The 20,446-nt window shown below is 69.4% G+C and carries 21 protein-coding genes; 11 read left to right on the plus strand and 10 right to left on the minus strand.

Going from position 1 to position 20,446, the window contains the following annotated elements; all coding sequences use genetic code 11:
- Positions 1-15: 15 nt before the first annotated feature.
- From Q2K21_RS25300 to Q2K21_RS25310, 3 genes are read right to left on the minus strand one after another with little or no spacing between them, the layout of a single operon-like run.
- Positions 16-810: an amino acid ABC transporter ATP-binding protein gene (locus Q2K21_RS25300; RefSeq protein WP_310775333.1), complete on the minus strand. Its 795-nt coding sequence runs from the start codon at positions 808-810 to the stop codon at positions 16-18.
- Positions 807-1,640, minus strand: coding sequence for an amino acid ABC transporter permease (locus Q2K21_RS25305; protein WP_310775335.1), 834 nt, complete (start codon positions 1,638-1,640; stop codon positions 807-809). The genes Q2K21_RS25300 and Q2K21_RS25305 overlap by 4 nt, the downstream gene beginning before the upstream one ends.
- 4 nt (positions 1,641-1,644) lie before the next feature.
- Positions 1,645-2,496 (minus strand): transporter substrate-binding domain-containing protein, encoded by an 852-nt coding sequence (locus tag Q2K21_RS25310; protein WP_310775337.1) that lies wholly within the window; start codon positions 2,494-2,496, stop codon positions 1,645-1,647.
- 175 nt (positions 2,497-2,671) lie between these two features.
- Between Q2K21_RS25310 and Q2K21_RS25315 the strand changes: the two genes are divergently transcribed.
- From Q2K21_RS25315 to thpD, 5 genes are all read left to right on the plus strand, one after another.
- Positions 2,672-3,799, plus strand: coding sequence for a pyridoxal-phosphate-dependent aminotransferase family protein (locus Q2K21_RS25315; RefSeq protein WP_310775339.1), 1,128 nt, complete (start codon positions 2,672-2,674; stop codon positions 3,797-3,799).
- A gap of 396 nt (positions 3,800-4,195) precedes the next feature.
- Positions 4,196-4,738, plus strand: coding sequence for a diaminobutyrate acetyltransferase (gene ectA, locus Q2K21_RS25320; RefSeq protein WP_310775341.1), 543 nt, complete (start codon positions 4,196-4,198; stop codon positions 4,736-4,738).
- An 85-nt stretch (positions 4,739-4,823) separates the two neighbouring features.
- Positions 4,824-6,095: a diaminobutyrate--2-oxoglutarate transaminase gene (gene ectB / locus Q2K21_RS25325; RefSeq protein ID WP_310775343.1), complete on the plus strand. Its 1,272-nt coding sequence runs from the start codon at positions 4,824-4,826 to the stop codon at positions 6,093-6,095.
- A 20-nt stretch (positions 6,096-6,115) separates the two neighbouring features.
- Complete coding sequence (locus tag Q2K21_RS25330) at positions 6,116-6,520, plus strand: ectoine synthase (protein WP_310775345.1); 405 nt, start codon at positions 6,116-6,118, stop codon at positions 6,518-6,520.
- Positions 6,521-6,527: 7 nt separating this feature from the next.
- Positions 6,528-7,421 (plus strand): ectoine hydroxylase, encoded by an 894-nt coding sequence (gene thpD, locus Q2K21_RS25335; protein ID WP_310775347.1) that lies wholly within the window; start codon positions 6,528-6,530, stop codon positions 7,419-7,421.
- Positions 7,422-7,667: 246 nt separating this feature from the next.
- On the opposite strand, the gene Q2K21_RS25340 is transcribed toward thpD, so the two are convergent.
- From Q2K21_RS25340 to Q2K21_RS25360, 5 genes are all read right to left on the minus strand, one after another.
- Complete coding sequence (locus tag Q2K21_RS25340) at positions 7,668-8,717, minus strand: aminotransferase class V-fold PLP-dependent enzyme (RefSeq protein WP_310775349.1); 1,050 nt, start codon at positions 8,715-8,717, stop codon at positions 7,668-7,670.
- Between the two features lie 96 nt (positions 8,718-8,813).
- The gene (locus tag Q2K21_RS25345; RefSeq protein WP_310775351.1) at positions 8,814-9,530 is read right to left on the minus strand and encodes a DsbA family oxidoreductase; all 717 of its coding nucleotides are present in this window, start codon (positions 9,528-9,530) and stop codon (positions 8,814-8,816) included.
- 74 nt (positions 9,531-9,604) lie between these two features.
- A complete protein-coding gene (locus Q2K21_RS25350) occupies positions 9,605-10,108 on the minus strand; it encodes a GNAT family N-acetyltransferase (RefSeq protein ID WP_310775353.1) in 504 nt (167 codons plus the stop codon).
- Positions 10,109-10,153: 45 nt separating this feature from the next.
- Complete coding sequence (locus Q2K21_RS25355) at positions 10,154-10,762, minus strand: DUF1349 domain-containing protein (protein WP_310775355.1); 609 nt, start codon at positions 10,760-10,762, stop codon at positions 10,154-10,156.
- A 160-nt stretch (positions 10,763-10,922) separates the two neighbouring features.
- Positions 10,923-12,452 (minus strand): aldehyde dehydrogenase (NADP(+)), encoded by a 1,530-nt coding sequence (locus Q2K21_RS25360; protein WP_310775356.1) that lies wholly within the window; start codon positions 12,450-12,452, stop codon positions 10,923-10,925.
- A gap of 130 nt (positions 12,453-12,582) precedes the next feature.
- Between Q2K21_RS25360 and Q2K21_RS25365 the strand changes: the two genes are divergently transcribed.
- The 3 genes from Q2K21_RS25365 (at position 12,583) to Q2K21_RS25375 (ending at position 15,435) form a co-directional block, all read left to right on the plus strand.
- The gene (locus tag Q2K21_RS25365) at positions 12,583-13,356 is read left to right on the plus strand and encodes an IclR family transcriptional regulator (RefSeq protein WP_310775358.1); all 774 of its coding nucleotides are present in this window, start codon (positions 12,583-12,585) and stop codon (positions 13,354-13,356) included.
- Between the two features lies 1 nt (position 13,357).
- Positions 13,358-13,831, plus strand: coding sequence for a GNAT family N-acetyltransferase (locus tag Q2K21_RS25370; RefSeq protein WP_310775360.1), 474 nt, complete (start codon positions 13,358-13,360; stop codon positions 13,829-13,831).
- Between the two features lie 146 nt (positions 13,832-13,977).
- A complete protein-coding gene (locus Q2K21_RS25375; protein WP_310775362.1) occupies positions 13,978-15,435 on the plus strand; it encodes a peptidoglycan D,D-transpeptidase FtsI family protein in 1,458 nt (485 codons plus the stop codon).
- Between the two features lie 55 nt (positions 15,436-15,490).
- On the opposite strand, the gene Q2K21_RS25380 is transcribed toward Q2K21_RS25375, so the two are convergent.
- A complete protein-coding gene (locus Q2K21_RS25380; RefSeq protein ID WP_310775364.1) occupies positions 15,491-16,942 on the minus strand; it encodes an NCS2 family permease in 1,452 nt (483 codons plus the stop codon).
- 253 nt (positions 16,943-17,195) lie between these two features.
- Between Q2K21_RS25380 and Q2K21_RS25385 the strand changes: the two genes are divergently transcribed.
- From Q2K21_RS25385 to Q2K21_RS25395, 3 genes are all read left to right on the plus strand, one after another.
- Complete coding sequence (locus Q2K21_RS25385; RefSeq protein WP_310775366.1) at positions 17,196-17,762, plus strand: SigE family RNA polymerase sigma factor; 567 nt, start codon at positions 17,196-17,198, stop codon at positions 17,760-17,762.
- Complete coding sequence (locus Q2K21_RS25390) at positions 17,759-18,619, plus strand: hypothetical protein (RefSeq protein WP_310775368.1); 861 nt, start codon at positions 17,759-17,761, stop codon at positions 18,617-18,619. Before Q2K21_RS25385 ends, Q2K21_RS25390 begins: the two co-directional genes overlap by 4 nt.
- Positions 18,620-18,704: 85 nt before the next feature.
- Positions 18,705-19,190, plus strand: a complete 486-nt coding sequence (locus Q2K21_RS25395; RefSeq protein WP_310775370.1) for a pectate lyase — start codon at positions 18,705-18,707, stop codon at positions 19,188-19,190.
- A gap of 69 nt (positions 19,191-19,259) precedes the next feature.
- Here the strand turns inward: Q2K21_RS25395 and Q2K21_RS25400 are convergent, their stop codons facing one another.
- The gene (locus tag Q2K21_RS25400; protein ID WP_310775372.1) at positions 19,260-20,414 is read right to left on the minus strand and encodes a right-handed parallel beta-helix repeat-containing protein; all 1,155 of its coding nucleotides are present in this window, start codon (positions 20,412-20,414) and stop codon (positions 19,260-19,262) included.
- Positions 20,415-20,446: the final 32 nt, after the last annotated feature.

Below are 20,446 nucleotides of genomic sequence, written 5' to 3' on the forward strand. Positions count from 1 at the left end.
CCGCCCCCGGTCGTGCTACCCGGCTTCGCCCACCTGGTCCGAGGTCTCCTCCTCCACCTGCGCCATCGCCGGGTCCAGGAGGCGGGAGAGGAAGTGGCGGGTGCGCTCGTGGCTCGGGGCGCCGATGACGCGGTCCGGCGTGCCGTCCTCGACGATCACGCCGCCGTCCATGAAGACGACCCGGTCGGCGACCTCGCGCGCGAAGGTCATCTCATGGGTGACGACCATCATCGTCATGCCCTCGTCCGCGAGCATGCGCATGACCGCGAGAACGTCGCCCACCAGCTCGGGGTCGAGCGCCGAGGTCGGCTCGTCGAAGAGCATCACCTCGGGGCCCATGGCGAGCGCGCGGGCGATCGCCACGCGCTGCTGCTGACCGCCGGAGAGGGAGGAGGGGTAGGCGTCGGCCTTCTCGGCGAGACCCACCCGCTGGAGGTTCTCGGCCGCGATCTTCGCGGCCTGCGCCTTGTTCCGCTTGAGGACCCGGCGCTGCGGCAGCGTGAGGTTCTCGGTCACCGTCAGGTGCGGGAAGAGGTTGAACTGCTGGAAGACCATGCCGATACGGCGGCGTACGGCGTCGATGTCGACGTCGGGGTCGGTGACCTCGGTGCCGCCGACGAAGACCTGGCCCTTGGTGGGCTCCTCCAGGAGGTTCACACAGCGCAGCAGGGTCGACTTGCCGGAGCCGGAGGGGCCGATGACGCAGACGACCTCGCCCTGGTTGATCTCCAGGTCGATGCCGCGCAGGACTTCGTTGTCGCCGAAGGACTTGTGCAGGTCCCGGACCTGGATCTCCGCGTTGCTGCTCACTTGACGGCCTCCTGGGCCTTGGCCTCCATACGGCGCACGACGAAGCCGAGCGGGATCGTGATCAGCAGATAACACAGACCCGCGACCAGGATCGGCGTGGAGTTGGCGGTCTGGCTGGCGAGGTCGCGGCCGAACTTGGACAGTTCGCGCTCCTCCAGCGTGACGCCGAGGAACAGCACCAACGAGGAGTCCTTGAAGAGGAGGACGAGTTCGTTGGTGAGCGGCGGCAGGATGATCCGGAACGCCTGCGGGATGATGATCGAGACCATGGCCCGGGCAGGTGAGAAGCCCAGCGAACGGGCCGCCTCCATCTGCCCCTTCGGCACGGCCTGGATGCCCGCGCGGATCGTCTCCGCCATGTACGCGGCGGCCACCAGGCCGAGCGCGAGAGCCACCTTGCCGTACGTGCCGCCGACGATCTCCGTGCCGGGGAAGGCCAGCGGCACGGCCACGCCGATGAAGATGAAGATCAGCAGCGCGGGCAGACCGCGGAAGATCTCGATGTAGACGCCGGCCAGCCAGCGGTACGGTCCCACGGACGACAGCCGCATCAGTGCGATGACCATGCCGAGGGCCAGCCCGACGGCGAAGCCGGACAGCGTGTACAGCACGGTGTTCTTCAGCGCCAGGGTGATGACGTCCGGGAACATCTGCCGGGCGATGTCGGCCTGCGCGAACTGGTTCTGCAGCCGGTCCCAGTCGGCCGTGACCGCGAAGGCGATCACGGCCGCGACGAAGACCACGTACTGTGCGCCGCGCGACAGACGACGCTTCTGGCGCCGGGTCAGTCCCTTTTTGCGGGGCTGCACTTGTGCGTCTGTGTGGGGCATGAGGTCAGGATGCCGACGGAGAGGCGGCCGAGGCGTTGTACGGGCCGATCCACTGCTCGTACAGCTTCTTGTACGTGCCGTCGGCCTTCGCGTCCTTGATCGCCTTGTTGATGGCGGCGGCGAGCTTGGTGTTGCCCTTCTTCACCATGATGCCGTACTGCTCACCGGTGTTGAGGTTGTCGACCACCTTGAAGGCGTCCGCGGTCGCCTTGTCCTTCAGCCAGCCCTGGACGACCGGGTAGTCGATGATGACGGCCTTGACCTGGCCGGTGCGCAGGCCGTTGATGACCGCGTCGGAGGACTCGAAGGAGACCGGGTCGAGGCCCTTGCTCTTGGCGTAGTCCTCGCCGGTGGTCTGCGCCTGGGCACCGAGCTTGACGCCCTTGGACTTCACGTCGGCGAGCGAGGTGACCCCGCTGTTCTTGGCGACCAGAAGGGCCTGGGTGGCGTCGAAGTACGGGTCCGAGAAGTCGACGTTCTTCTTGCGCTCGTCGGTGATGGTGATGCCGGCCGCGGCCAGGTCGCACTGGCCGGAGTTGAGGAAGGCGCCGGTCTTGAAGTTCTCGAACGGCGTGTCCAGGATCTCCTGCTTCACCCCGAGGTCCTTGGCGACCAGGTCGATGATGGAGACGTCGAAGCCCTGCACCTTGCCGTCGATCTCCGACTGGAAGGGCGGGTACGGCAGGTGCGTGCAGGTGGTGAGCTGTCCGGCCTTGACGACCTCGACCCCGCCGGCGGCGGTCTTCTTGCCGCTGCCGCCGCTGTCGCTCGACGTGCAGCCGGCCACGAGCAGCAGCCCGGCCGTCGCGGTGGTGGCGGCCAGGATGCGGGCCGGGCGCCCGAGGAGCGTGTTCACGGGGAGACCTCCTGAGGGGGAACTGTGCGTTCCGATTATAAGGAGAGGTTTGAGTGCCCCAAACCAATCCCATGGCAGCGGGACCGTTCCGCCTCAGAACGCTCCGGTAGGCCCCAGAAATTTCCGGTGAGAGGGGTGTCCCACGCGCCGGATACGCTCGACTCCGTCAACCCTCGTGACCGAAGAGAGCACCGCCGTGACCCATCCCTTCCTGGACCTCGCCCCGCTGAGCGCCGACCGCTTCGCCTCGATCGAGGACCGCGTGGCGCGGCTGCTCTCCACCGAGCAGGACGTCGTGATCATGCAGGGTGAGGCGCTGCTGCCGCTGGAGGGCGCGATCCGCGGGACCGCCGGACCCGGCACGACGGCACTGAACGTGATCACGGGTCCCTACGGGCAGACATTCGGCAACTGGCTGCGGGACTGCGGTGCGACGGTGCACGACCTGGCCGTGCCGTTCCACACGGCGGTCACGGCGGCACAGATCCGGGACGCTCTCGCCGAGCACCCGGAGATCGACTTCGTATCGCTGGTGCACGCGGAGGCGGCCACCGGGAACACGAACCCGGTGGCGGAGATCGGCGCGGTCGTACGGGAGCACGGCGCACTCTTCTACCTGGACGCCGTCGCCTCGATCGGCGCGGAGCCGGTGCTGCCGGACGCGTGGGGCGTGGACCTGTGCGTGATCGGGGCGCAGAAGGCGATGGGCGGGCCGGCCGGGGTGTCGGCGGTGTCGGTGAGCGAGCGGGCGTGGGCGCGGATGGCGGCGAACCCCGGTGCGCCGCGCCGCTCGTATCTGTCCCTTCTGGACTGGAAGGAACGCTGGATCGACGGCGGCCGCAAGGCCCTGCTGCACGCTCCGGCGCAGCTGGAGATGCTGGCGCTGGAGGCGTGTGTGGAGCGGATCGAGGCGGAGGGCCTGGACGCCGTCATGGCCCGGCACCGGTCCGCCGCCGCGGCTACCCGGGCCGGGGCGGTCGCCCTGGGCGGCGGGCTGGAGCCGTACGTGTACGAGGCCGGGGACGCGGCACCCGTCGCGACGACCCTGCGGGCACCTTCCGGTGTGGTCGCGGCGGAACTGGTCGCCCGGGCACTGGAGTCGGACCCCACACTGCCGCTGGCCGCGGGCGGGGGTGCGTTGGCGAAGGAGATGATCCGGGTCAACCACTACGGGGCCGATGCGGCGGCGGAGGTCGTCCGGGCGAGCCTCGCCGCGCTGGGGGCGGCACTGTCCGCGTTCGGGGTTTCCGCGGATGCGGTGGGGGCCCGGGAGGCGGTGGCCGAGGTGTGGGGGCGGGGCTGACGGTGCGTTGGGGGCGGGCGCGGGGTTTTCGCCCCCGCCGCCCCTACCCTTCCCGTACCTGGGGGCTGCGCCCCCAGACCCCCGCTTTCGGCCTTGCCGGCCTCGTCCTCAAATACCGGACGGGCTTTTCTGTATTCTTCTGCCCGCTTTTCTCGCACCTAAACGCAAAGGTTTCGCGAATATCCGCCGCCTGAATTCGGGTGGATCTCGTGAGGATCACCTGAGTGTGACCGACCCCACATCCCGCCGCCTTTGCCCGGTATTTTACGGACATACCCCCACCAATAACCCTCACCTCGCGCCGACACACGCGCCCGCGTGATAACAGACGGATCATCCATCCGTAACCCAGTCCGGCGATGCAATTTCGAATTTCCCTCGGTAAATTCCATCCGCATGACCGCCGCACAAGCAGACCTGTCAGCGGAATTCCTCGAAATGCCGGAGGGCCCCCGGATCGACCGTCCGGACGTGGCGGACGGGGCCGCGCTCTGGCGCATCGCCAAGGACTCCGAAGCCCTCGACCTCAACTCCTCCTACAGCTATCTGCTGTGGTGCCGTGATTTCGCCGGCACCTCGGCGGTGGCGCGTGCCGAGCCCGACGGGCGGCCCGTCGGGTTCGTCACCGCGTACCTGCGGCCCGACCGCCCGCGCACCCTCCTCGTATGGCAGGTGGCCGTCGACTCCGCCCACCGCGGGCGCGGCCTCGCGGCGCGGCTGCTCGACGCGCTCACCGCTCGGGTCGCGGCCGAGCACGGGGTGACAGGGATCGAGACGACGATCACCCCCGGCAACACCGCCTCCGAACGTCTCTTCGCCTCCTTCGCCGCCCGCCACGGGGCGACCGTCGAGCGTGAAGTCCTCTTCGAGGGACGCCAGTTCCCCGACGGACCGCACGCCCCGGAGGTCCTCCACCGCATCGGCCCCCTGACCGGCTGAACCACCGCACTCACTCTCTCCCCCCAACCTCCCCCACCCCTCTCTCCCCACGCACTCCCCCCACGCACCGAGGAGCGTTTTCGCCGTGACCATCACCCAGCCCGACCTCAGCGTCTTCGAGACCCTGGAGTCGGAGGTGCGCAGCTACTGCCGCGGCTGGCCCACCGTCTTCGACCGCGCGCAGGGCAGCCGCATGTACGACGAGGACGGGCACGAGTACCTCGACTTCTTCTCTGGCGCCGGGTCACTCAACTACGGACACAACAACCCCGTGCTGAAACGGGCGTTGATCGACTACCTGGAGCGGGACGGCGTCACCCACGGGCTCGACATGTCCACCGTCGCCAAGCGTTCCTTCCTGAGGGCCTTCCAGGATCTCGTCCTGCGGCCGCGCGATCTGCCGTACAAGGTCATGTTCCCGGGGCCGACCGGCACCAACGCCGTGGAGTCGGCGCTGAAGCTGGCGCGGAAGGTGAAGGGGCGTGAGGCCATCGTGTCGTTCACGAACGCCTTCCACGGCATGTCCCTGGGTTCCCTCGCCGTGACCGGCAACGCCTTCAAGCGCGCCGGCGCCGGGATCCCCCTCGTGCACGGCACGCCCATGCCCTTCGACCACTACTTCGACGGCAGGGTCCCCGACTTCCTCTGGTTCGAGCGGCTGCTGGAGGACCAGGGGTCCGGGCTCAACCAGCCCGCCGCCGTGATCGTCGAGACCGTGCAGGGCGAGGGCGGCATCAACGTCGCCCGTCCCGAATGGCTGCGCTCGCTCGCCGACCTGTGCGCGCGCCGCGACATGCTGCTGATCGTCGACGACATCCAGATGGGCTGCGGCCGTACGGGCGCCTTCTTCTCGTTCGAGGAAGCCGGGATCGTGCCGGACATCGTCACCGTGTCCAAGTCCATCAGCGGCTACGGGCTGCCCATGTCGCTGTGCCTGTTCAAGCCCGAGCTGGACATCTGGGAGCCGGGCGAGCACAACGGCACCTTCCGCGGCAACAACCCCGCGTTCGTCACGGCCGCCGCTGCCCTGGAGACGTACTGGACCGACGGGTCCGCCATGGAGAAGCAGACCCGGGCGCGCGGCGAACAGGTCGAGCGGGCGCTGCTCGCCATCACCGAGGAGAACCCCGCCGACGCGAAGGAGTACCGGGGGCGGGGGCTCGTGTGGGGCCTGGAGTTCCACGACAGGGCGCGGGCCGGGCGGGTGGCACGGCGCGCCTTCGAACTCGGGCTGCTCGTCGAGACGTCCGGCCCGGAGAGCGAGGTCGTCAAGCTGCTGCCCGCCCTCACCATCACCCCCGAGGAGCTGGACGAGGGACTCAGCGTCGTCGCCCGCGCGGTACGGGAAACCGCCTGACAAGGAGGAAGTGCGCCACCGTGATAGTCCGTTCGTTCAAGGACATCGAAGGCACCGACCGGCACGTGAAGTCCGCGTCCGGCACCTGGGAGAGCAAACGCATCGTCCTCGCCCGGGAGAAGGTCGGCTTCTCCCTCCACGAGACGGTCCTGTACGCGGGCACGGAGACGTCCATGTGGTACGCGAACCACATCGAGGCCGTCGTGTGCGTCGAGGGTGAGGCCGAACTCACCGACCACGAGACCGGGAAGACGTACACGATCACGCCCGGGACCATGTACCTCCTCGACGGGCACGAGCGGCACACGCTGCGGGTCGAGAAGGACTTCCGCTGTGTCTGCGTCTTCAACCCGCCCGTGACCGGCCGGGAGGACCACGACGAGAACGGCGTCTACCCCCTGCTCACCGAGACCGAGGAGGTGTGACATCACCATGACCACCACCACCGTCACCGATCTCTACCCCACCCGTGGCACCACCGAGGTGTCGATCCCGCGCCAGGACCCCGTCGTCTGGGGGGCGCCCGGCACGCCTGGGCCGATCTCCCTCACGGACCTCCAGACCTACGAGCGCGACGGCTTCCTCACCGTCGACGAGCTGCTCACCGAGGACGAGGTCGCCGTCTACCGGCAGGAGTTGCGGCGGCTTCTCACCGATCCGGCCATCCGCGCCGACGAACGGTCGATCGTGGAGCCGAGGTCGAAGGAGATCCGGTCCGTCTTCGAGGTGCACCGGATCAGCGAGGTGTTCGCGGGGCTCGTCCGCGACGAGCGAGTCGTCCGGCGGGCACGGCAGATCCTCGGCTCGGACGTCTACGTCCACCAGTCGCGGATCAACATCAAGCCGGGCTTCGGGGCCGACGGCTTCTACTGGCACTCCGACTTCGAGACCTGGCACGCCGAGGACGGTCTGCCGAACATGCGGACGGTGTCCGTCTCGATCGCGCTGACCGAGAACCACGACACCAACGGCGGCCTCATGATCATGCCGGGGTCGCACCGGACGTTCCTCGGCTGTGCCGGGGCCACGCCGAAGGACAACTACAAGAAGTCGCTTCAGATGCAGGACGCGGGCACGCCCTCCGACGAGGCGCTGACCGCGATGGCGTCGCAGCACGGCATCAAGCTGTTCACGGGCAAGGCCGGGTCGGCGACCTGGTTCGACTGCAACTGCATGCACGGGTCCGGGGACAACATCACACCGTTCCCGCGCAGCAACGTCTTCATCGTGTTCAACAGCGTGGAGAACAAGGCGGTCGAACCGTTCGCGGCGCCTGTGCGGCGGCCGACGTTCATCGGGGCCAGGGATTTCACACCCGTGCGGTGAGTCCGACCGGCCGGGGGTCCGGGGGTTGCCCCCGGAAACCTCAGCATCGGTGCCAGGGATTTCACACCCATGCGGCGAGTCGGACCCGCCGGGGGTCCGGGGGTCACCCCCGGAAACCGCAGCATCGGCGCGAGGATTTCACACCCGTGCGGTGAGTCGGACGGGCCGGGGGGTCCCGGACCTCACCCCGGTGAAGTGAGCCGGGGCGGCGGCGATCCGGGCGGTCGCCGCCGCCCCTGGGAGCGGTCAGCCGGACAGGACGTCCAGGACGCGATCGACGTCCGCGGGCGTGTTGTACAGATGGAAGGCGACCCTCAGGTTTCCCGCGCGGTCCGAGACCTCGACGCCGGCCCGGCTCAGCTCCGGCTGGCGGAGGCCGAGTCCGGGCATGGAGACGATCGGGGAACCCGGTGCGGGAACCGGCGCGACGTCCAGCTCGCGCAGGCCCGCGCGGAAGCGGTCGGCGAGCGCGAGGTCGTGGGCGCGGACGTGCTCCAGGCCCAGTTCCTCCAGCAGCGCCAGGGAGTGGCGGGCGCCCGCGTACGAGAAGAGGGCCGGGCTCTCGTCGAACCGGCGTGCCGAGCGGGCGAGTTCGGCGACCGGCCCGTAACAGCTGTCCCAGGGCTCCTCACCCGCGACCCAGCCGGCGAAGAGGGGGGTGAGTCCGCCGAGGTCCTCCGGGACGACCAGGAAGGCCACTCCGCGAGGGCAGACGAGCCACTTGAAGGCGACGGCGGCGACGAAGTCGTACGCGTCGGCGTCGATCGGCAGCCAGCCGGTGGCCTGGGACGCGTCCACATAGGTACGGGCGCCGTGCGCGCTGGCGGCCGCGCGGATGGCCGGCAGGTCGGCGATCCGGCCGTCGGCCGACTGCGCGGCACTGACCGCGACGAGGGCCGTGCCGGGCCGCACGGACTCGGCGATCCGCTCCAGCGGAACGGTGCGGACCGTGAGGTCGCGGCGCATATGGAAGGGGTTCACGACCGAGCTGAAGTCGGCCTCGGCGGTCACGACCTCGGCGCCCTGCGGGAGCGAGGCGGCGATCAGCCCGGTGTAGACGGCGACCGAGGCCCCGGCCGCCACCCGGCGTACGGGGACCCCGGTGAGCCGGGCGAAGGAGGCACGGGCGGCCTCGACGTCGGCGAACATGTCGGTCGGCTGCCCGGCGGCGGCCGACTCGACGGCGGTGCGCATGGCCTCCACCGTGCGGGCCGGCATCAGCCCCGTGCTCGCGGTGTTCAGATAGGTGTTCTTCGGGGCGAACTCGGCGCGGACGAGGGTCTCGAAGGTCTCCATGGGACCACTGTGCGGCCTCATGAAGTGTCAGTCCATTGCGGATTTTTGCGTCGTTTCCCTAAGGAACGCTTATGTGTCCGCCCCGGCCTGCGCTTTTCAGTGCTGCGGCACGGCGCACCCGTCCGGGCCGCACGCCTCCGCGCCGCCGTCGTCGATCAGCTTCAGCGGGGAGCGCTCGCCCCACGCCTGCGTCAGGGCCTGCGCGAAGACCTCCGCGGGCTGGGCGCCGGAGACGCCGTACTTGCGGTCGAGGACGAAGAACGGCACGCCGTTCGCACCCAGCTCGGCGGCCTCGCGCTCGTCGGCGCGCACGGCGTCGGCGTACGCGGTCGGGTCGGCCAGGACCTTGCGGGCGTCCTCGGCGTCGAGCCCGGCCTGCACGGCGAGCTCGACCAGCCGCTCGTCGCCCTCGGTGTAGAGGGACCGCTCCTCGGCGAAGTTCGCCCGGTACAGGATCTGGATCAGCTCGTCCTGCCGGCCCTGCTCCTTGGCGAAGTGGAGCAGACGGTGCATGTCGAAGGTGTTGCCGTGGTCGCGGCCCGTGGTGCGGTACTCCAGGCCCTCGGCCGCTGCCTGCGCGCCCAGGTTGTTCTCCCCGGCCTGCGCCTGCGCCTCGCTCATCCCGTACTTCTTGGAGAGCATCGCGAGGACCGGCTGGACGTCTCCCTTGGCGCGGCCCGGGTCCAGCTCGAAGGAGCGGTGCACCACCTCGACCTCGTCCCGGTGCGGGAAGGCCTCGAGCGCCTTCTCGAAGCGGGCCTTGCCCACGTAGCACCAGGGGCAGGCGATATCGCTCCAGATCTCGACGCGCATGTCTTCGGCTCTCTCAGTCGTACGGGTACGGAGACTCCCTCCGCCGACGTATATGAACCTTCAAGCGTTCGGGTTCATTCCCCGGGGACCGTGTAGCGGAGGAAGAGGTGATGATCCCCTTCGGCGGGCGGGTTCTCGGGGTCGGGGACCCAGCCCTGGCGGGCGTAGAAGGCCTGGGCGCGCCGGTTGTCCACGTGGACGTCGAGGACGGCCGTCCGCCGGCCGTCGGCCCGCCACTCCTCGACGCAGGCCGCGTGCAGCTCGGCGCCGATGCCGTGGCGCCAGCGGTCGGGGTCGACGTGGAACTGGAAGAGCTTCACCGTGTCGGCGGGGGCGCCCTCAGGGATGCGGAAGGAGGCGATGGCGACGAGGGCGCCCTGTTCGACGGCGCACAGCACGTGCCCGTCGGGCCGTTCGATGGCGCTCTGCCAGGAGGCGAGCCAGTCCGTGCCGTCCTGGGGCAGTCCGTCCGGGTAGTACGTCGCCCGGGCCCGCGCGTGCAGCTCGGCAACGGCCCGCGCCTCGGCGGGCAGGGCGGTACGGATCACCCGGCTTCCGGTCACACGTTCATTGATCATGCAACGGAGGACGTGGAGATCCTCAGGACGGTTCCGGGGCGCGCCTCACGAACCGTCCCGCAGTCCCTCCGGCCAGGAGTCCCGGTACTCCAGATGGTCGAAGGTGACCACGCACCCCTCCCCCACCGGCGACTGCGTCATGAAGCCCACCAGCGCCGCCGAGGTCGGTCCCTCGTCGGCCAGCGTGAACAGGCGCACGAACGTCCACTGCTTCCCGTCCCGCGACGCGTGGAACGCGAACGCCCTGCCCGTTCTGCTGACCCGCAGCCAGACGGAACTGCCCTCGACGGTGAAGGAGTTCGCGTCGTCGGAGTGCCCGCGGGTGACCACCGTGCAGACGGTGGGAACGTCCGGGGAGTACTCCAGACAGAGCTTGGCCCAGGCCCGTTCGCCGGCATGGACGTAGAGGACACCGGCGTCGAAGGCCGCGGCGAACCCGACCGTGACCCGCGCGATCAGCTGGAAGTCGCCCTCGGGCGCGCCGAGCAGCCGGGGCGCGTCCGACGCCGGATCCAGAGCCTCACCGGTGGGCGGCACGAAACGATCCTGCCGGGCCCCTGCCCAGCCGGTGAGCACCCCGTCCTCGTAGGACCAGTGGCCGTCGGGGCCGTAGGTGCGGAGAGCGAAGGGGAGTTCGGAGAGTTCGACATCCATTGAAGAAGTGTCCCAGGTTCCGAGTGTCGGATGCGGAACCGCGCCCCTGATAGGGGCGCGGGGCTGTGACAACACGCGGCTCCGCCACGTGGCGCGAGCAACCAGCATCCACCCGCAGACCGCGACGTACCACAACCGCTACGACGCGACCCGCGAACCGTCACCTCTCCAGACGGCCGTTGAACCGCCGCGGCAGCCCCAGCGGGTTCTCGTCCCGCAGCTCCGCGGGAAGCAGCGCCTGAGGGGCAGCCTGGTAGACAACGGGGCGCAGCCACCGCTCGATCGCCGTACCGCCGACCGACGTGGACGTGGACGTCGTCGCCGGGTATGGACCACCGTGGTGCTGGGCGGATGCCACCGCCACACCCGTCGGCCAGCCGTTGACGAGGACCCGGCCCGCGAGCGGGGTCAGCTCCGCGAGGATCTCCGCGCCACGCCCCTCACCGGCCGCCTCCTCCGTCGACAGGTGGACGGTCGCCGTGAGGTTGCCGGGCAGCCGGGAGAGCACGGCCTGCGCCTCGGAGTCGTCCTCGTACCGGGCCACCACCGTGACCGGGCCGAAGCACTCCTCCAGGAGGAGGTCGTAGGCACCCTCGGCGGTCAGGTTCCGCGCCGGGACGGTCAGGAAGCCCGGGCTCACCGTGTGCTCGCTGCCCGCGCCCGGGGTCACCGGGGAGTCCACGTCCGGCAGTTCGACGCGCTCGGCGACTCCGGCGATGAAGTTGTCGCGCATCCGGTGGTCGAGCAGGACCCCGGCGGCGACGTCGCTGACGGCGTCGGTCAGGGACTTCACGAACCGGTCGCCCGCCGCGCCCGCGGGGGCGAGGACCAGCCCGGGCTTCACACAGAACTGGCCGACGCCCAGCGTCATCGAGCCCGCCAGCCCGGCACCGATCGCCTCGGCGCGCTCGGCGGCCGCGGCCTCGGTCACGACGACGGGGTTCAACGACCCCAGCTCACCGTGGAACGGAATCGGCACCGGGCGCCCGGCGGCCGCGTCGAAGAGGGCACGCCCACCCCGTACGGAACCGGTGAAGCCCGCGGCGGCGATCAGCGGGTGCTTGACCAGCTCGACGCCCGCCTCGAAACCGTGCACGAGACCGAGTACGCCCTCGGGGATGCCGTGTTCGGCGGCGGCGCGGCGCAGGACCTTGGCGACCAGCTCGGACAGGGCGGGGTGGTCCGGGTGGGCCTTGACGACCACCGGGCAGCCGGCCGCCAGCGCGCTCGCGGTGTCGCCGCCCGCCACCGAGAAGGCGAAGGGGAAGTTGGAGGCCGAGTAGACGGCGACGACACCGAGCGGCACCTTGTAGCGGCGCAGGTCCGGGATCGGCGGGGTCGCGGTGTCGTCCGGGTGGTTGATGATCACGTCGAGGAAGGCGCCCTCCTCGACGATGTCGGCGAACGCCCGCAGCTGGTAGCAGGTACGGGCGAGTTCGCCGGTGAGCCGTACCGGACCGAGCGCGGTCTCGGCGTCCGCGGCCTCGACGAGCTGGTCCTTGGCGGCCTCCAGCCCGTCGGCGGCGCTGCGCAAGAAGGCCGCGCGGACCGTGCGGTCGGCGAGGGCTCCGCGCGCCGCGTGGGCGGCACGGACGGCGGTGTCCACCTCCTGGGCTGTGGCCTCCACCGCAACCTGTTCACGCTGCTTCCCGGTACGGGGGTCGACACTCCAGACTGGTGCTGCTGCCACCGCGGATCCCTCCAGATGCATTGCCGCAGTTCGTACGTCATCGCTCGGCGGCGTTCGATATACTGAACACCGTTCGTGATGATGAATATTGCTCGGAGACTATTTCCGTCGAAGGAAGGGGTCAAGCGCGATGTCGGCAGGCGAGACAGGCGGCGGGGCGCAGGTCAAGTCCGCGGTTCGGACGGTCGAACTGCTCGAGTACTTCGCGGGCCGCCCCGGAATGCACTCCCTTGCCTCCGTGCAGGAGGCGGTGGGCTACCCCAAGTCCAGCCTGTACATGCTGCTGCGCACCCTCGTGGAGCTGGGCTGGGTGGAGACGGACGCGACGGGCACACGGTACGGCATCGGGGTGCGGGCGCTGCTGGTCGGTACGTCGTACATCGACGGCGACGAGGTGGTGGCGGCGGCCCGGCCGACGCTGGACCGGCTCTCGGACGACACCACGGAGACGATCCACCTGGCGCGCCTGGACGGCACGAACGTGGTGTATCTCGCCACCCGCCAGTCGCAGCACTATCTGCGCCCCTTCACGCGTGTCGGCCGCCGGCTGCCCGCGCACTCGACGTCCCTGGGCAAGGCGCTGCTGAGCACGTACACCGACGAACAGGTCCGCAAGATGCTGCCGGAGACGCTTCCGGCGCTGACCGAACACACCATCACCGACCGGGATAAGCTCATCGAGGAGCTGCACCAGGTCCGGGAGCAGGGTTTCGCAGTCGACCGCGAGGAGAACACGCTGGGCCTGCGCTGCTTCGGGGTCGCGATCCCGTACCGCACCCCGGCCCGCGACGCGATCAGCTGCTCTGTCCCGGTGGCCCGGCTGACCCTGGCGCACGAACAGATGATCAAGGATGCTCTGTTCGACGCGCGCGACCGTCTGACCCTGGCGACGAGGAGGCTTTGACGTGGAGATCGTCCTGCGTGAGGTCCATGACAGCGATCTGCCGGTCTTCTTCCGTCAGATGAACGACCCCGTGGCGCTCTGGATGGCCGCGTTCACCCCCGAGGACCCGGCCGACCGGGACCGCTTCGACGCCCACTGGGCACGGATCCGTGCCGCGTCCGACGTCGACAACCGTACGGTGCTGGTGGACGGTGACGTGGTGGGCAGCGCGGCGGTGTACGGGGAGCCGGGCGAACGCGAGGTCACGTACTGGATCGACCGCGCGTACTGGGGCCGGGGCATCGCGACGGCCGCGCTGCGGGTCCTGCTGGAGCAGGTGCCGGAACGTCCGCTGTACGCCCGGGCCGCCGCCGACAACGCGGCCTCACGCCGGGTCCTGGAGAAGTGCGGCTTCGAGGAGACGGCCCGGGCGAGGGGCTTCGCGAACGCCCGCGGCGAGGAGATCGACGAGGTCGTCCTCGTCCTGAAGGCCTGAGCGTCCGGGTCCTGAAGGCCTGAGCGTCTGGCCGCCGCCGTGCCGGAGCGCGCCCGCCTTTCACGCGCCGGCTTTTCATGAAGTCCCGATGAGAAAACGGACGGAAGGGAACGTTCCGTCCGATCCCGTTCGTCCTCCTGTGCAGGATGAACAAGACGATCAGGCGCGCATCCCTCTTCGCACTGCTCCTGGTGCTGGCTCTGCTGGTCAGGGCGACCTGGGTGCAGTTCTACGAGGGCAAGGCGCTCGCGGACGACAAGAACAACCGGCGGAACGTGATCGCGACGTACGCGGAGCCGCTCGGGAACATCATCGTGGCCGGCGAGTCGATCACGGGCTCGGCACGGACGAAGGACAGCGACCTCGCGTACAAACGCACGTACACGGACGGCAAGCTGTACGCGGCGGTGACCGGCTATGCCTCGCAGAGTTATGCCCCGACTCAGCTGGAGGGCATCTACCAGGACCTGCTCAACGGCACGGACAGCCGGCTGAAGTCCATCATGGACACGGTCACCGGCAAGCGGGCCGATCCGGGCAACGTGGTCACCACGATCGACCCGGACGTGCAGAAGGCGGCATACCGGGCGCTCGGCGACAAGAAGGGCGCGGCCGTCGCGATCGACCCGACGACCGGCAGGATCCTCGCGGTCGTGTCGACCCCGTCGTACGACCCGTCGTCACTGACCGACGCCAACACCGCCGGAGTGGCCTGGAAGCAGCTCAACGGCGACGCGGACAAGCCCCTGACCAACCGCGCGCTGCGCCAGCCGCTGCCGCCGGGCTCGACGTTCAAGCTGGTCGTGGCGGCGGCCGCGCTGGAGGACGGGCTGTACTCGTCGGTGGACCAGCACACCGACAGCCCGGACCCGTACCGGCTGCCGGGCTCGACCCGCGACCTGTCGAACGAGAACCCGAACGCCCCTTGCGAGAATGCCTCGATCCGCGAGGCACTGCGCTACTCGTGCAACAACGTCTTCGCGAAGATGGCCGTCGACCTCGGCCAGGACAAGGTCCGTGCGATGGCCGAGAAGTTCGGCTTCAACGATGACAAGCAGGACGTGCCGGTGCGCGCCTACCCGAGCGTGTACCCGTCGGACATGGACAAGGCGCAGACGGCTCTGTCGGGCATCGGTCAGTTCGACGTCACGGCGACCCCGCTGCAGATGGCCATGGTGTCGGCAGCCATAGCCAACGACGGCAAGCTCGTTACGCCGCACATGGTTTCGCAGATCACCGACAGCGGCGGCGATGTGCTGAAGAACTACGACGACAGCACGGAGACCCAGCGGATCGTCAGCTCCTCGACCGCCGAGCAGTTGCAGTCCGCGATGCAGACGGTCGTCGCGCAGGGCACGGGCACCAACGCCCGGATCTCCGGCGCGACCGTGGGCGGCAAGACGGGTACGGCCCAGCACGGCGAGAACAACAGCAAGACGCCGTACGCCTGGTTCACGTCGTACGCGAAGTCCGACGCGAACGGCAAGGAGGTCGCCGTCGCGGTGATGGTGGAGCAGTCGGACGCGGCTCGCTCGGAGGTCAGCGGCAACGGGCTGGCCGCGCCGGTCGCCAAGGCGATGATGCAGGCCGCGTTGAAGAACTGAGCGACACAAGGTCGCAGCCCCGCGCCCCTGTCGGGGCGCGGGGGGTGCCCGGAAGCTACTTCACGCCGAGGATCTGCTCCACCGGGTCGATCGCGAAGTACACCAGGAACAGCGCCGACACGCCCCACAGCAGCCAGTGGACCTCCTTGGCCTTGCCGAGGACCGCCTTGATGACGACGTACGACAGGAAGCCGGCGCCGATGCCGTCGGTGATCGAGTAGGTGAACGGCATGGCGGCGATGGTGAGGAACGCCGGGATGGCGATCTCGTACTTGTCCCAGTCGATGTGCTTGACGTGGGTCATCATCAGGAAGCCGACGGCGATCAGGGCGGGTGCCGCCGCCTGGAGCGGGACGATGGTCAGCAGCGGGGTGAGGAAGAGCGCGAGGCCGAAGAGGCCGCCGGTGACGAGGTTGGCGAAGCCGGTGCGCGCCCCCTCGCCGACGCCGGCGGCGGACTCGATGTAGGCGGTGTTGGAGGAGCCGGAGGCGACACCGCCGGCCACCGCGGCGGCGCCGTCGATGAACAGGACGCGGCCGATGCCGGGCACCTTGCCCTTCTCGTCGAGCAGTCCCGCCTCCGCGCTGATGCCGACGATGGTGCCCATGGCGTCGAAGAAGTCCGACAGGATCAGCGTGAAGACCAGCAGGACGGCGGTGAGCACGCCGGCCTTCTCGAAGCCGCCGAACAGGCTGAAGTGACCGACGAGTCCGAAGTCGGGGCTCTCCACCAGCTTGTCGGGCACCTTCGGGGTGGTCAGGCCCCAGCTCTTGATGTCGGCGACGGCGTTGATGACGATCGCGACGACGGTCATGGTCACGATGCTGATCAGGATGGCGCCCTTCACCTTGCGGGCGAGCAGCGCGATGGTCAGCAGCACACCGAGACAGAACACCAGAACGGGCCAGCCGGTCAGCCGTCCGACGGCGCCCAGTTGCACCGGCACGGTGGTGTTCGCGGCGTCCGGGATGCGGCTGACGAATCCGGCGTCGACGAAGCCGATGAAGGCGATGAAGAGGCCGATGCCGACGCCGATGGCCTGCTTGAGCTGCTGCGGGATGGCGTTCATGATCGCCTCTCGCAGCCCGGTGAGGACCAGGACGCAAATGAGGACGCCCTCGATGACGACGAGGCCCATCGCGTCCGCCCAGCTCATCAGCGGGGCCAACTGGAAGGCGACGACGGCGTTGAGGCCGAGGCCCGCGGCGATGGCGAGCGGCAGATTGCCGCCGACGCCCATGATGACCGTCATCACGCAGGCCACCAGGGCGGTGGCGGTGACGAGTTGGCCCGTGTCGAGCTGGTGGCCGAACTTGTCCTTGGCGCTGCCCAGGATGATCGGGTTCAGGACGAGGATGTAGGCCATCGTGAAGAACGTGGCGAAGCCGCCGCGTATCTCACGGCCGAAGGTGGAGCCCCGTTCGGAGACCTTGAAGAACCGGTCGACGCCGTTCACCGCTGGGGGTGCGGCACTTGGCCGGTCGGCCACCTTCTGCGTGTCGGACATGGCGATACTCCTCGTTGCCTGGTGAACCGGTGCGGGATGCTGGCTGGATTGTTCCCTCGGTGAACCCGTTTCAGGTTTTCTCCGTGTTACGGAATCGGTGAGTTCGGCCTGCCATACGGCGTTCGATGACCTGTACGAACACTGCTACGCTTCCGGATCTCGACCGGGAAGCACTCCGGACGTCCACATGGCTTTACATGACATACACAGGTGCCCGCAGAGGCGCCGGAGCCGCAGTGAGGAGAGGTCGCCCGTGGGCACTGTCGTCGACGACGCCGCCTCCGCGGAGTTCCATGCCTTCTTCGAGCGCCACCACGCCGAACTCGCCCGTTTCGCCCATATGCTGACCGGCGAGGCGGACGCCGCCGACGATCTCGCGGCGGACGCACTGCTGGAGATGTGGCGCCGCTGGGACCGGGTGCGCGCGGCGGACCACCCGGTGGCGTACGCGCGCGGGGTGGTCGCCAATCTGGCCCGTACCCGGATCCGCAGCGCGGTGCGCGAACGCCGGCGGATCACCCTCTTCTGGTCCCAGCGCGAGGAGAAGACCGAGAACCCGGACGTGTCGGCGGTCCTCGACGTCCAGGGCGCGCTGCGCCGGCTGCCGTTCCGCAAGCGGGCGTGCGTGGTGCTGCGGCATGCCTTCGACCTCTCCGAGAAGGACACCGCGCTCGCGCTGGGCATCTCAGTGGGTACGGTGAAGAGCCAGACGTCGAAGGGGGTGGCCGAATTGAAGCGCCTCCTGGGCACCGACGAGGCACCGCGGCGCATTCCCGCCACGGTGGGGCGCACCGGTGGAGCTGGAGGAAGGAACCGATGACCACGCGGAGGGACGTGCACGACGAGCTGCGCGCCAGGCTGCACGAGGCGGCCGAGGCGCACGAGCCCGACCGCGCGCGCATCCTGGCCCGCGTCGAACGCGGAATGGCCGCGAAGTCCCGTCCGAGCCGCCGGGCGACACGTCCGCCGCTGTGGGGCTGGGTGCGGGTCGTGGGGGCCACGGCCGGGGTCGCGGGCGTCCTCGCGGTGGGCGGCTACGCGGTCGCCTCAGCGGTGAAGGACAACACTCCCCCGCAGCAGACGGTCGCGGTCTCGCCGACTCCGTCCCCGAACGCGACGAGCCGCGCGCCGGTGCGACCGGCCGAGCCCACACCGACCACAGGCGGCTCCCGCGGTGCCGCCAAGCCGAGCACCTCCGCCCCGGGAACCCCCAAGGCCTCGGCGAGCGCCACCGTGCAGCCGCCCGCGTCCGGCAGGACGGACGGTCCGCTCTGGTCGGACGGCTCGGTCGATCCGCACAGCAACGACTTCTGGGCCCAGAGCAATGTGACCCTCAAGACGAAGAAGCAGCTCACCGCACTGACCGTCGAGCTGAAGATCGCCCAGACGGGCGGGGTGTCCTCGACGGGCGCCTGGCGGTCACTGCCGGAGGACGACTTCACCCAGACGGCGTCCGAGAAGGACGGCTTCCTCGTCTACACCTGGGTGCTGAAGGAGGGCCGCACGGTTCCGGCGGGCGAGTGGGTGTTCGCGGGGCAGTACGACCACGAGCGCGGCAGCCGGGACGCCAAGGACGACAGCTACACGATGGCGGCGACGGCCGACGGCAAGCAGTTGGCCGTGAAGGGCGACTTCGCAGCTCACAGCGACGACATCGGCACGAGCGGCGACTCGTAAAAAATTTCTTCGGACGCGGCAACCCTTTCCTCACCGGTGGCGACCAGGAGACGCAAGAGCCTCCTCCCGCCGAAGGAATCGGGACATGACCGCACGAGCTGAACAGCGCGTCCGCCACCGCCGCAAGGTCACCAGGCGACGGGCGCTGATCGGCGGGACCGCCGCCCTCGGCATCACGGGGGCCGCGATCCTCACGACGTCGCTGCTCTCCTCGGCCGGCGCCGGCACCCTGACCGTGACCGGCTTCCAGGTGGAGAACTTCGGCAAGCTGGTCCGTAGCTGCGGCAACTGCAAAACGCAGTACAAGCGCACGATCGTGCTGAGCGACATCGGCGTGACCGCGCCGGGCAAGGCGATCGTCGGCGTCAACGCCAACTACGGCGACACGGCGACGCTGAAGAAGATCCGCATCCACGGCGACACCGAAGGCCGCCTCCGGCACGGGTGCCTTCTCCTGCCCGGGGATACACCTCAGTACAACGTGCTGAAGATCGACATCGTCAGTGGTTCGACCGGCTCGGCCTGTCTCAGCCCGGGCACGTCGTTCGACTGCGTGGATCTGCTGGCCTGACCCCTCGGCCAGTCAGAGGAACGCCCCCGCCGGAGGTCACCGGCGGGGGCGTTCTCCCGTGCGGGCAGGTCAGTTCATCGTGGACCCGATGGTCGTCGAGCCCGTCGTCAGGAAGGTCGTCGCGGGCAGCGAGCCGTCCGACTTGCGGGAGCCGTACGCCGTGGTCGCGTCCGTCGACTTGAAGGACGGGGTCGAGACGCCGCTGTCCCAGTTGTTGGCCGCCGAGACCGTGGACGAACCGAGCTTGGACAGCCCGCCCTTGTTGCTCACCGCGAGGTTGCGGGCGAGTCGCGCCTTGCCGGTGGCGAAGTAGAAGCCGGCCTCGGCGTTGGAGTACGCGGTGTTGCGGTTGAGGACGATGGCGCCGGTGTTGGAGTTCTCCGTGAAGCCGTTCAGCATGTTGTCCCAGGCCGCGTTGTTGTTCACGACGTGCGCGACCGAGGCACCCCCGCCGCCGAGCTTGAAGCCGTTGCCGTTGCCCTCGAAGGCGGAGTCGCTCCAGCGGTTCTTGCCGTTGCCGAACGCCCACGAGTGCTCGATGGTGACCGGCGAGGAGAACTGCCACAGATCCAGGCCGTCGTCGGAGTTGTTGTAGAGGCGCGCGCCGGTGATCTTGTTGCCCGTCCCGGAGCCGAACTTGATGGCGATGCCGTCCGCGTTCTGCCCGTGTGCCGCGGCGTCGTAGTTGCCGTGACTGTCCAGGTTCTGCACGAGGTTGTTGACGGTGTTGTCGCCGCGCAGGGTGAACCCGGAGTCCCCGTTGTTCGCGGTGACCAGGTTCTTGAAGATGCCGCCGGTCGACGAGGTGACCACGAAGCCCTGGGCCGGGGAGTTCTGGAAGGTGATGTTCTGCACGGTCCAGTAGCTGCCGTAGATCCCGGCCAGCCAGGAGCCGGCCGGCAGCTTGGAACCGTCGATCTTCACCTTCTCGCTGCCGTACGCCTGGAGCGTGATCCTCGCCGAACCGGTGCCGCTGGCGGTGGACTTGAGTGCGGCCGTCGGGGTGTAGGTGCCGCCGTGCACCTCAATGGTCGTACCGGCGGCGGCGTTGGCGACGGCCGACTGGAGCTGGGCCGTGGTGGAAACGGTGACCGTCGTGGAGGCGGCCTGGGCGCCGCCGTTCGACAGGCCTAGGTAGACACCGCCCGCACCCGAGGCGACGGCCACCGCGGCGGCGATCGAGAGCGTACGGGTCCGGCGGTGGCGTCCGGTGCTCTGAAGCACGGGGCGTTCCTTTCTGTGCCAATGGGATCGCC

The organism is Streptomyces sp. CGMCC 4.7035 (assembly GCF_031583065.1).
GTDB lineage: Bacteria > Actinomycetota > Actinomycetes > Streptomycetales > Streptomycetaceae > Streptomyces > Streptomyces yaanensis.